This is a genomic window from Actinomadura sp. NPDC048032 (assembly GCF_040653175.1).
In the GTDB taxonomy this organism is placed as follows: Bacteria; Actinomycetota; Actinomycetes; order Streptosporangiales; family Streptosporangiaceae; genus Spirillospora; species Spirillospora verrucosospora.
The window spans coordinates 1-11,052 of record NZ_JBEZJP010000273.1 but is presented as its reverse complement, the minus strand read 5'-3'; the positions used below and the strand labels follow the sequence as shown (position 1 = coordinate 11,052).

The 11,052-nt window shown below is 73.7% G+C and carries 10 protein-coding genes; 1 reads left to right on the top strand and 9 read right to left on the bottom strand.

The annotated features are described in order from the left end of the window. Positions 1-87 precede the first annotated feature (87 nt). The 7 genes from AB0C69_RS28415 to AB0C69_RS28385 all read right to left on the bottom strand — a co-directional run bounded on the left by AB0C69_RS28415 (position 88) and on the right by AB0C69_RS28385 (position 7,052). Positions 88-1,068 carry a zinc-binding dehydrogenase gene (locus AB0C69_RS28415; RefSeq protein WP_360358250.1) on the bottom strand — a complete coding sequence of 327 codons (981 nt, stop codon included), beginning with the start codon at positions 1,066-1,068 and terminating at the stop codon, positions 88-90. After that, positions 1,068-2,078 carry an aldo/keto reductase gene (locus AB0C69_RS28410; RefSeq protein ID WP_360358249.1) on the bottom strand — a complete coding sequence of 337 codons (1,011 nt, stop codon included), beginning with the start codon at positions 2,076-2,078 and terminating at the stop codon, positions 1,068-1,070. Before AB0C69_RS28410 ends, AB0C69_RS28415 begins: the two co-directional genes overlap by 1 nt. Positions 2,079-2,182: 104 nt before the next feature. Next, positions 2,183-3,043, bottom strand: a complete 861-nt coding sequence (locus AB0C69_RS28405; RefSeq protein ID WP_360358248.1) for a helix-turn-helix transcriptional regulator — start codon at positions 3,041-3,043, stop codon at positions 2,183-2,185. A 62-nt stretch (positions 3,044-3,105) separates the two neighbouring features. Then, positions 3,106-4,308 (bottom strand): CaiB/BaiF CoA-transferase family protein, encoded by a 1,203-nt coding sequence (locus AB0C69_RS28400; RefSeq protein ID WP_360358247.1) that lies wholly within the window; start codon positions 4,306-4,308, stop codon positions 3,106-3,108. After that, positions 4,305-5,483, bottom strand: a complete 1,179-nt coding sequence (locus AB0C69_RS28395) for an acyl-CoA dehydrogenase family protein (protein WP_345187376.1) — start codon at positions 5,481-5,483, stop codon at positions 4,305-4,307. Before AB0C69_RS28395 ends, AB0C69_RS28400 begins: the two co-directional genes overlap by 4 nt. 13 nt (positions 5,484-5,496) lie before the next feature. Then, entirely contained in the window at positions 5,497-6,297 is an 801-nt protein-coding gene (locus tag AB0C69_RS28390; protein ID WP_360358246.1) for an enoyl-CoA hydratase/isomerase family protein, read from the bottom strand. A gap of 65 nt (positions 6,298-6,362) precedes the next feature. Then, entirely contained in the window at positions 6,363-7,052 is a 690-nt protein-coding gene (locus AB0C69_RS28385) for a GntR family transcriptional regulator (RefSeq protein ID WP_360358245.1), read from the bottom strand. A 126-nt stretch (positions 7,053-7,178) separates the two neighbouring features. Between AB0C69_RS28385 and AB0C69_RS28380 the strand changes: the two genes are divergently transcribed. Further along, the gene (locus AB0C69_RS28380; RefSeq protein ID WP_360358244.1) at positions 7,179-8,330 is read left to right on the top strand and encodes an acyl-CoA dehydrogenase family protein; all 1,152 of its coding nucleotides are present in this window, start codon (positions 7,179-7,181) and stop codon (positions 8,328-8,330) included. Positions 8,331-8,344: 14 nt separating this feature from the next. On the opposite strand, the gene glpK is transcribed toward AB0C69_RS28380, so the two are convergent. Then, complete coding sequence (glpK, locus tag AB0C69_RS28375; RefSeq protein WP_360358243.1) at positions 8,345-9,871, bottom strand: glycerol kinase GlpK; 1,527 nt, start codon at positions 9,869-9,871, stop codon at positions 8,345-8,347. Positions 9,872-9,940: 69 nt separating this feature from the next. Then, on the bottom strand, positions 9,941-10,708 hold the full coding sequence (locus AB0C69_RS28370; RefSeq protein ID WP_345187363.1) for an IclR family transcriptional regulator: 768 nt from the start codon (positions 10,706-10,708) through the stop codon (positions 9,941-9,943). Positions 10,709-11,052: the final 344 nt, after the last annotated feature.

Sequence of the window (11,052 nt, the reverse complement as noted above, 5' to 3'; positions counted from 1 at the left end):
CCGCGGCCGACGCTCGGGCCGGGGTGGAAGTGGGTGCCGCGCTGGCGGACGATGACCGCCCGCAGGCCGGGGGACGACTCCTGAAGGTCAGCCCTTGACCGCCAGGACGAGCTTGCCGGTCGTGGCGCCCGACTCGATGCGCTCGTGCGCTTCGGCGGCCTGCTCCAGGGGCAGTGCCTCGACCTGGACCCGCAGGTCGCCGGACGCGGCGGCGGCGACCGCGCGGCGCAGGGCGCGTCCGGCGTCGGCCGGCGCGACGCCCGCGAACGCCGCGAGGTTGAACCCGGACACCGTCTTGTTGGCGAACCACAGCTCGTTCGCCGACATGCCCACGTCGTCGGCGCCGGACGCGTTGCCCATCACAACCATCCGGCCCATCGGGGCGAGGGCGTCCAGGCTCGCGCGGCGGGCGGGGCCGCCCACCATGTCCACGACGATGTCGAACCCGCGCCCGCCGGTGAGGCCCGCGACCTCGCCCGGCAGCGCGTCGCGCAGGACGACGTCGTCGTAGCCGAATCCGCGCGCGGTCTCGATCTTGGCGGGGCCGCCGACCGTGCCGGCCACCCGGCCCGCGCCGAGCAGCCGGGCGGCCTGGCCGAGCTGGCTGCCGACGCCCCCGGCGGCCGCGTGCACCAGCACCGTCTCGCCCGGCTCGATGCGCGCGACCCGGTCCAGGACGAGGAAAGCGGTGGCCCCGTTGGACGGGACGGCCGCCGCGACGTCCAGCCCGAGGTCGAGGCCGTCGAGCGGCGCGACGAGGTCGGCGGAGGTGACCGCGACCTCGGCGTAGCCGCCGCTGTCCACGATCGTCAGCGCGGCGACGGGCTGGCCCCTGCGCAGCCCCTCCACGTCCGGCCCGACCGCCCGGACGTGCCCGGACACCTCGATGCCGGGGACGAACGGCAGCGGCACGTCCACGACGCCCCGGCGGTAGAGGACTTCGGCGAAGTTCGCGCCCGCGTACGCCACGTCGATGGACACCTGCCCCGGCCCGGGCTCGGGGACGGGCACCTCGGCCTGGCGCAGCACGTCCGCGCCGCCGAACTCGGGAATCGTGACGGCCCGCATCAGTAACGCCCCCCGACGGCCGCGGGGACCCCGTCCAGCTCCGCGAGGTCGGCCTCGGTGAGGTCCAGGCCGGCGGCGGCGGCGTTGTCGCGCAGGTACTTCGGCTTCTTGGTGCCGGGGATCGGGATGACGTGCTCGCCCTGCGCCAGCGTCCAGGCGATGGCGACCTGGGCCGGCGTGGCGCCGTGCCGCGCGGCGACCGCCTTGACCACCTCGACGATGCGCAGGTTGGCCTTCAGCGCCTCCTCCTGGAAGCGCGGGTTGCCGCCGCGGAAGTCGGTGTCCTCGAAGTCGGCCGCGGTGACCGTCCCGGTGAGGAAGCCGCGGCCGAGCGGCGAGAACGGCACGAAGACCGCGCCGTTGGCGGCGCACCAGCCGACCACGTCGCCCGGCCCGTCCCCCGTCCCGGAGGCGTCGCCCGGCAGGGTGCCGGCCATCCCCCCGGGCGCCCCCATGGCGTCGCGGGTCCACAGCGACAGCTCCGACTGGACGGCGGCGACCGGGTGGATCGCGTGCGCCTCGGCGGCCTGCGCGACGCTGACCTCCGACAGGCCCAGCCTGCGGACCTTGCCCTCGGCGACCAGTTCGGCCATCGCGCCCCACGTGTCGGCGAGGGGCACCCGCGGGTCGACCCGGTGCAGGTAGTAAAGGTCGATCACGTCCGTCCCGAGGCGGCGCAGGCTGTCCTCGGCGGAGGCCTTCACATGCTCCGGCGTTCCGTTCCGGACGAGTTCCCGGGTGGCCAGCGACTCCACGACCAGGCCCGTCTTGGTGGCGACGACCGCCTCGTCCCGGCGCCCCGCCAGCGCCCGCCCGACGAGGGCCTCGTTGTGGCCGTCGCCGTAGGGCTGCGCGGTGTCCAGGAACGTCACGCCGAGGTCGAGCGCCTCCCGGATCAGCGCCACCGAGGCGTCGTCGTCGCGCTCGGACTCGCTGTAGGCCCAGCTCATGCCCATGCACCCGAGGCCGACCGCGCCCACCGGGGTGCCCGCGAAGTCCCGCGTCCTCATGATGTCTCCTTCGTTCCTCATGAGGACGATCGTGCTGGACAGACCGGAAGGCAAACAGACTCCGCTCATCCTGGGTGTGGGACCACCACCCTGGGCGGGCCGGGTCAGCCCGCGGCGGCGAGCTCGCGGCGCGCCATCAGCCGTTCGAGGCGCTCCTGCGTGCCGGTGCCGGGGCGCGGGTTGTGCAGCACCAGGTGGTGGCCCGGACGGTCGGCGAGCGGCAGCAGCGTGCCCTCGAAGACCAGCTCCCCCGCGTCCGGGTGCCTGATGCCCTTGACCGCCTGGGCGCCCGCGCTCACCTCGTGGCGGGGCCACAGCTCGGCGAACTCGGGACTGACCGCCAGCAGATCCTCGACGATCCGCTCGAACTCGGGGTCGTCGGGGTAGCGGGCGGCGTCGGCGCGGAACCGCGCCACGACGTCGGGCGCGGCGGCGGCCCAGTGGGTGTGCATCGACCGGTACCGGACGTTGGTGAAGTAGGTGACCAGGCAGTTGTGGTCGGTGTCGCCGTACCCGAACACCTCGCGGGCCGCGTCGTTGATCGCGACGAAGTTCCAGTGGCGGTCGCGGACGTAGGCGGGGCGCGGGGACCAGGCGTCCAGCACCCGCCGCAGCTCGGGCGTGATCGGCACGGCGGGGCCGGCCTCCGCCCGGGGCGGGTTCAGCCCCGCGAGCAGGTACAGGTGCTCGCGCTCGGCGCCGTCCAGCCGCAGGGCCCGCGCGATCGCGTCGAGGACGTCCCCGGACACCTTGATGTCGCGGCCCTGCTCCAGCCACGTGTACCAGGACACCCCGACCCCCGCGAGGACGGCGACCTCCTCGCGGCGCAGGCCCGGCGTCCTGCGCCGTCCCCCGTCAGGCATGCCGACGTCGGCGGGGGCGAGGCGGGCGCGGCGGGTGCGCAGGAAGTCGCGCAGTTCCTCCCTGCGGCGACCGGAGGCTGAGGCGGGGGTCTGACTGGCCATGCCGCCACGATATCCGCCGGCCTTCGGAGCGTCGCCGTCGGAGACCGGCGGTGGCGCGGAGGTCAGGCGACCGCGCCGGCCGAGCGCAGGGCCTCGATGGCGGCGTCGTCGCGTCCCAGCTCGCGCAGCACGGCGTCGGTGTGCTCGCCGAGCGCCGGGATCGGGTCCATGCGCGGCTCGGCGTCGGCGAACGTGATCGGCGGGAGCAGGGCCCGGATGCCGCCGACCGGCGAGCCCACCTCCCGCCACCGGTCCCGCTCGGCGAGCTGCGGGTGGGCGACGAGGCCGTGCCCGTCGTTCAGGGACGCGTTCGGCACTCCCGCCTCGTCGAGCCGCCGCAGCAGTTCCTCCCGTCCCATGCGGGACGTGACGCCCGCGACCAGCGCGTCCACCCTCTCCCGGTTGCGGACCCTTGCCCGATTCGTCGCGTATTCGGGGTCGGTCACGAGGTCGGGCCGCTCCAGCACGCCGGCGGCCAGCGCCGCCCAGCCGCGGTCGTTCTGGACGCCGATCACCACGTCCGCGCCGTCGGACGTCGGGTAGGCGTCGTACGGGGCGATCACGGGGTGGCTCAGCCGCGTGCGCGGCGGCGGGGAGCCGGTGTAGAGCGTCGTGTACATCGCCTGCCCCATCCACTCGGCGACCGCGTCGAACATCGTGATCTCGATGGACGCGCCCGCACCGGTCGCGCCGCGCCGCACGAGCGCGGCGAGCGTCCCGGAGAAGGCGTACATCCCGGCCGCGATGTCGGCGAGCGGCGAGCCCGCCTTGACGGGCGTCTCCGGCGTGCCGGTGACCGAGATCAGCCCCGCCTCGGCCTGGACCAGCATGTCGTAGGCGCGCTTGTCCCGGTACGGCCCCCGCGAGCCGTAGCCCGACATCTCGACCACGATCAGCCGGGGGTCGCGAGCGCGCAGCTCCTCGGCGCCGAACCCGAGCCGGGCGGCCGCGCCGGGCGCCAGGTTCTGCAGGAACACGTCGGCGCGCGCGACGAGGTCGGCGAGCACCGCGCGGCCCTCCTCGCGCTTGAGGTCGAGCGCGACCGACTCCTTCGACCGGTTGAGCCACGCGAAGTGCGTGCCGAGCCCGCCGCGCACGCCCGTGTCGTAGGCGCGGGCGAAGTCGCCGCCGTCGACGCGCTCCACCTTGATGACGCGGGCGCCCTGGTCGGCCAGCTGCCGCGTGGCGAACGGCGCCGCGACCGCCTGCTCCAGGGCGACGACGGTGATCCCCGCGAGCGGCGGTCCGGCGGCCGCACCGGTCACCGCTCCTCCAGCAGCCGGCGGCCGATGACCATCTTCTGGATGTCGGCGGTGCCCTCGCCGATCAGCAGCATCGGGGCCTCCCGGTACAGGCGCTCGATCTCGTACTCCCTGGAGTAGGCGTAGCCGCCGTGGATGCGGAACGCGTCCTCCACGACCTCCTTGCAGTACTCGCTGGCCAGGTACTTGGCCATCCCGGCCTCCAGGTCGTTGCGCTCGCCGGAGTCCTTGCGGCGCGCCGCCATCACCATCATCTGGTGCGCCGCCTCGACCTTGGTGGCCATCTCCGCCAGGCGGAACAGGACGGCCTGGTGCTCGGCGATCGGCTTTCCGAACGTCTCGCGCCGCCGCGCGTAGGCCAGGGCGAGCTCGTAGGCGCGGCGGGCCACGCCGCAGCCGCGCGCCGCCACGTTGACGCGGCCGACCTCGACGCCGTCCATCATCTGGTAGAAGCCGCGTCCGGGCGTCCCGCCCAGCACCTGCGCGGACGGGATCCGGTAGGAGTCGAAGAGCAGCTCGGTGGTGTCGACGCCCTTGTACCCCATCTTGTCGATCTTGCCGGGGACGGTGAGGCCGGGCGCGACCTCGCCGAAACCGGGCTCCTTGTCGACCAGGAACGCGGTCATGCCGCGGTGGCCGGCGGCGGGGTCGGTCTTGACCAGCGTCGCCACCAGGTTCGCCGAACCGCCGTTGGTCAGCCACATCTTCTGTCCGTCGATCACGTAGTCGTCCCCGTCCGGGACGGCGCGGGTCCTGATGGCCGAGACGTCCGACCCGCAGCCCGGCTCCGACATCGAGAACGCGCCCCGGATCTCGCCGGTCGCCATCCTCGGCAGGTAGTGCGCCCTCTGCTCGGCGGTGCCGTGCTGGGCGATCATCCACGCGACGATGAAGTGGGTGTTGACGATGCCCGACACGCTCATCCAGCCGCGCGACAGCTCCTCCACCACCAGCGCGTAGGTCAGCAGCGACTCCCCGAGCCCGCCGTGCTCCTCGGCGATGGTCAGGCCGAAGAGCCCGAGGTCCCGCATCCCGTCCACGATCGCCTGCGGGTAGGCGTCGGCGTGCTCCAGCCCGGTCGCGACGGGGAGGATCTCCTTGTCGACGAACGCCCGGACGGTCGCGATGATCTCCCGCTGCTCGTCCGTGAGCCCGTGGGTCTGCTGCAGCCTGCTCACGTCCCGGTCCTCCCTAGCGGCCCTCGAAGCGCGGCGGGCGGCGCTCGGCGAACGCGGCCCGGCCCTCGGTGAAGTCGGCGCTGGCGAACAGCGCGGTCTGCTCCTCCCGCTCCGCGTCCAGCAGGCGGTCCAGGCTCTGGTCGGTCCGGGCGAGGAGGCGCTTGGCCGCGGCGACCGACAGCGGGGCGAGCGCGGCGGCCTCGGCGGCGCGTTGCAGCGCGGCGTCCACGGCCGCGCCGGGCGGCGCCAGGGAGTCGGCCAGTCCGATCTCGTAGGCGCGCGGCGCGGGCACGGTCTGGCCGAACACCAGCATCTGCTTGGCGCGGCCCATGCCGACGCGCTGCGGGAGGGTCCAGAGCAGACCGCCGTCCGCGACGAGGCCGACCTTGCCGAACGCGGCGACGAACCGGGCGTCCTCGGCGGCGACCACGTGGTCGCACGCGGCGGCGAGGGACACGCCGAGCCCGGCGGCGGCGCCCTCGACCGCGGCGATGAACGGCGTCCCGCAGGTCGCGATGAGCCGGACGGTCTCGTGCACGGGGTCGAGCCGCGCCCGGACGGCGTCCGGTCCGGCGCCCGCCATCGAGCGGACGTCGCCGCCCGCCGAGAACGTCCCCGCCGCGCCGGTCAGCACCACGGCCCGGACGCCGGGGTCGTCCGCGGCGCGCCGCACCTCGTCCGCGAGCCGCTCGCGCATCGGGATGTCGATCGCGTTGCGGGCCTCGGGCCGGTTCAGCGTCAGCACCCGCGTCGCGCCGTGGTCGGCGGTGGCGACCACGGCGCCGCGCGCCGGTTCGGAGTCCCGGTCGTCCATCAACCCTCCTGGAAATTTTTTATACGATATGCGAGCCGGGAAGCCGGGGAAAGAGTCCCGGTGGATCAGCCGGGCTGCTCGTTCCAGAAGCCCTGCGCCTCCAGGTGCACCACGAGCAGCGTCCCCGCATGCCGGATGTGGGCGCGCATCGCCTGCCGCGCCGCGTCGGCGTCCCCGGCTCGCAGCGCGCCCAGCACGAGGTGGTGGTCGTCGACCGACGCCTGCGTCCAGCCCTCGATGCTGGAGTAGAAGCGGCGCGGGGCGTACCGCACCACGAGCTGGAGCAGCCAGGACGTCTTGGGCGAGCCCGCGCACAGGTTGACGATCCGGTGGAACTGGTGGTTGGCGCGCTCGATGGCCGCGGAGTCGCGGGCCTCGGACGCCTCCTCCAGGAGCGCCTGCGTGCGGTCGAGCGACTCCAGCTCCGCCTCGGTGATCCTTCCGGCGGCGCGGGCGGCCAGCTCGCCGGCGAAGTACGCCTGCGCCTCGAACAGGTCCTGGACGTCCTGGCGGGTGAGCGGCGCCGGCATGAACCCGCGGCGCGGCTCCAGCGTGACGAAGCCCTCGCCGCGCAGCGACAGCAGGGCCTCCCGGACGGGGGTCACGCTGATCCCGAGGTCCTCGGCGATGCGCTCGAGGCGGAGGAACTCCCCGTGCCTGACCTGGCCCGACATGATGAGTTCGCGGACGTAGGCGGCCACCTCGTCGCTCAGCTGGCGGCGCCGGCCGAGGGCCCGGTCACCGGAAAGTGCCACTCTCATCGTCTCCCGTGCGCCTGGTGGTGGGTTCACATTATGGACGGGCGGCGGCCCGCCCTCCCGTTGACAGCCGCTATTTTCCTATCAAATATATGAAACACAGAACCGGAGGGGGGTGGAGCCGTGTTCACGCTCAGCGACGAGGAGCGCGCCATCGTCGAGGTCGTCGCGGACTTCGTCGACAAGGAGGTCCGCCCGGTCGCCCGCGACCTGGAGCACGCGGGAACCTACCCCGCCCACCTCATCGACCGCATGAAGCGGCTCGGCGTCTTCGGACTCGCCGTACCCGCACCGTACGGCGACGCCAGCGTCTCCAAGGCCTGCTACGCGCTGGTCACCGGGGAGCTGGCGCGCGGCTGGATGACGCTCGCGGGCGCGTTCGGCGGGCACACGGTCGTCTCCCACCTGCTCGCCGTGTACGGCACCGAGGAGCAGAAGGACCGCTACCTGCCCCGGATGGCGACCGGCGAGCTGCGCGCCACGATGGCGCTCACCGAGCCGTCCGGCGGCTCCGACCTCCAGGCCATGGGCACGACCGCGCGCAGGGACGGCGACCGGTACCGCGTCGACGGCGCCAAGATGTGGATCACCAACGCGCGCACGTCCGGTCTCATCGCGCTGATGTGCAAGACCGACCCGGCCGCCTCGCCCCGGCACCGCGGCATCAGCATCCTGCTGGTCGAGAAGGGCCCCGGCCTGACCGTCTCCCGCGACCTGCCGAAACTCGGTTACAAGGGCGTGGAGAGCTGCGAGCTCTCCTTCGACGGCTACGAGGCGCCGCTCGACGCCGTCCTCGGCGGCGAGGAGGGGCGCGGCTTCGCCCAGATGATGCGCGGCCTCGAAGTCGGCCGCATCCAGGTCGCGGCGCGCGCCCTCGGCGTCGGGCGCGCCGCCCTGGAGGACTCCCTGCGCTACGCCCAGCAGCGCGAGGCCTTCGGCAAGCCGATCTGGCAGCACCAGTCGATCGGCAACTATCTCGCCGACATGGCCACCCAGCTGCGGGCGGCCCGGCTGCTCACCCTCGACGCCGCCGAACGCCTGGACGCGGGCGAGCGCTGCGACATGGAGGCCGGCATGGCCAAGCTGTACGCCTCGGAGGCGGCGATGCAGATCGCGCTCAACGCGGTCCGCATCCACGGCGCGGCCGGCTACTCCACCGAGTTCGACGTCGAGCGCTACTTCCGGGACGCCCCGCTCATGATCGTCGGCGAGGGGACCAACGAGATCCAGCGCAACGTGATCGTCCGGCAGCTCGTCGAGCGGCACCGGGCTTAGGGCCGGCGCCGGGCCTAGGGCGCCGCGGCCGGGTCCTCCCCCGCGCGGATCCAGTCGAACGTGCGCTCCACAGCGCGCTTCCAGTTGTCGTACTCGGCGGCCCTCCAGGCGGGCTCCATCGCCGGGACCCAGCGGGCGGCGCGGTGCCAGTTGCGGCGCAGCCCCTCCAGCCCCGCCCAGTACCCGACCGCGAGCCCGGCGGCGTAGGCGGCGCCGAGCGACACCGTCTCCACCACCATCGGCCGGGCGACCGGCACGTTCAGCACGTCGGCGACCATCTGCATGACCAGGTTGTCCGAGGTCATGCCGCCGTCGGCCTTCAGCTCCCTCAGCGAGAGACCGGAGTCGGCGTTCATCGCGTCCACGACCTCGCGGGTCTGCCAGGCCGTCGCCTCCAGTACGGCCCGCGCCAGGTGACCCTTGGTGATGTAGGAGGTCAGACCCACGATGATGCCCCGGGCCTCGCTGCGCCAGTGCGGGGCGAACAGCCCGGAGAAGGCCGGGACGATGTAGCAGCCGCCGTTGTCGCCGACGGTGCGGGCCAGCGTCTCGATCTCCGGCGCCGTGCTGATCAGCCCGAGGCCGTCCCGGAACCACTGGACCAGCGCCCCGGTGATCGCGATCGAGCCCTCCAGCGCGTACACCGCGGGCTCGTCACCGATCTTGTAGCCGACGGTGGTGAGCAGCCCGTTGTCCGACCTCACCGGCGTGGTGCCGGTGTTCATCAGCAGGAACGCGCCCGTCCCGTAGGTGCACTTGGTCTCGCCCGGCGAGAAGCACGCCTGCCCGAACAGCGCGGCCTGCTGGTCGCCGAGGGCGGCGCCGACGCGCACGCCGGGGAACACGCGGCGGGCCGTCCCGTAGGTCTCGGTGGACGACCGGATCTCCGGCAGCATCGCCTTCGGCACCCCGAAGAAGTCGAGCAGGCCGTCGTCCCAGGACAGGGTGCGCAGGTCCATCAGCAGCGTGCGGCTGGCGTTGGTCACGTCGGTCACGTGGACGCCGCCGTCGACGCCGCCGCTGAGGTTCCAGATCAGCCAGCTCTCCATCGTGCCGAACAGGACCTCGCCGCGCTCGGCGCGCTCCCGCAGGCCCGGCGTGTGGTCCAGCATCCAGCGCACGCGCGGGGCCGAGAAGTAGGTGGCCAGCGGCAGCCCGCTGCGCTCGGTGACCATCGCGGCGCCGGGGGCGCGGGCCAGCTCGTCCACGAGGGGGCCGGTCCGCATGTCCTGCCAGACGATGGCGCGGCCGATCGGGACGCCGGTCAGCCGGTCCCACAGGACGGTCGTCTCCCGCTGGTTCGCGATCCCGACCGCCGCGACCTGGCCGGGCGTCGCGCCCGCCTGGGCGAGCGCCTCCGGTGCGATGCGCTCGAGATTGCGCCAGATCTCCATCGGGTCGTGCTCGACCCAGCCGGGCTTCGGGAAGTGCTGCCGGTGCTCGCGCTGCGCCACCGACACCAGGCGGCCGCCGTGGTCGAACAGGATGCACCGGGTGGACGTGGTGCCCTGGTCGATCGACATCACGTACCGTTCGGTCACGGTCGGCCCCCTCCCCCGGGACGCGCCTCCCCGCGCCGCCGCGGCGGCGTCGGGACGGACGGCGGGGCGTCACCAGCGCGAGCCGCCGAGATCCCGGGAGACGGCGCGGGCGGCGTCGCGCACGTAGGCCACGAGCCTCGGGTCGGGGACGCGGCGGGAGTCGCAGATCCGCTCGACCGCGCCGGAGATGCCGATGGCCCCGACGACGAGCCCGCCGTGCCCGCGGATCGGGGCCGCGATCCCGGCCTCGCCGATGGACAGCTCCTCGGCCTCGGCGGCCCAGCCGTTCTCCCGGACGCGGGAGGCGGCCCGTGCGAGCTCCTTGGGGTCGGTGACGGTACGCCGGCAGTAGGACTCGAGGACGGTGTCGCGGATGGACGCCGCCGCGTTGGCGTCGTGCGCGAGCAGTGCCTTGCCGAGCGCGGTGGCGTGCAGCGGCAGCAGCGAGCCGACGTCCATGGCCTGGAGGGTGTCGTCAGGGCGGAACACGTGGTGGACGACCAGGACCTTCCCGTCCAGCAGCGTCCCGATCCGGACGGCCTCGCCGGTGCGCGAGGCGAGCGCGTCGGCCCAGTTGATGGCCCGGGACCGCAGCTCGTTGACGTCCAGATAGCTGGTGCCGAGGTGCAGCAGCGCGGCGCCGAGCTGGTACTTGCCCGTTCCGCCGTCCTGCTCGACGAAGCCGACGCGCTCCAGGGTGCGCAGGATGCCGTGCGCGGTGCCCCGGGCCAGGCCCAGCGAACTGGCGATCTCGCCGACCCCGAGCCGTCCCGAGCTCGCCGCCAGCAGGCGCAGGATCGCGGCCGCCCGCTCGATCGACTGCACAGGTCCGGGCATGGAGCCGATGGTAGGTCCACCGGCGACATGCCGACAATGTCGGCAGCCGCCGCGATCATCGTCCGATGCGTCCTGAACTGCCCGGATTGTGTGATCTGGTGCACAGGGTGGAGGGTAACCGCCGCCGCGCCGGGACGAAAGTGTTCGACATTGTCGGCAGGCTCCCGTTGTCAGGCGTTCCGTCCCGGCTTACCGTCCAGCCAGCCTCACGGGGCTCGCGTCCACCCCACCTCCCGAGGAGTACCCATGGCGGAACGCACCCGAATCCCCGCACTGGCCGGCGAGCTCGCCGCCGAGTTCGCCGGCACCCTGATCCTCATCCTGTTCGGCGTCGGCGTCGTCGC

Bases quoted from the DNA above. Each gene is read 5' to 3' on its own strand.
- AB0C69_RS28370 (WP_345187363.1), bottom strand. From the start codon at position 10,708: ATGCCCGGACCTGTGCAGTCGATCGAGCGGGCGGCCGCGATCCTGCGC.
- AB0C69_RS28390 (WP_360358246.1), bottom strand. From the start codon at position 6,297: ATGGACGACCGGGACTCCGAACCGGCGCGCGGCGCCGTGGTCGCCACC.
- AB0C69_RS28415 (WP_360358250.1), bottom strand. From the start codon at position 1,068: ATGCGGGCCGTCACGATTCCCGAGTTCGGCGGCGCGGACGTGCTGCGC.
- AB0C69_RS28405 (WP_360358248.1), bottom strand. From the start codon at position 3,043: ATGGCCAGTCAGACCCCCGCCTCAGCCTCCGGTCGCCGCAGGGAGGAA.
- AB0C69_RS28410 (WP_360358249.1), bottom strand. From the start codon at position 2,078: ATGAGGACGCGGGACTTCGCGGGCACCCCGGTGGGCGCGGTCGGCCTC.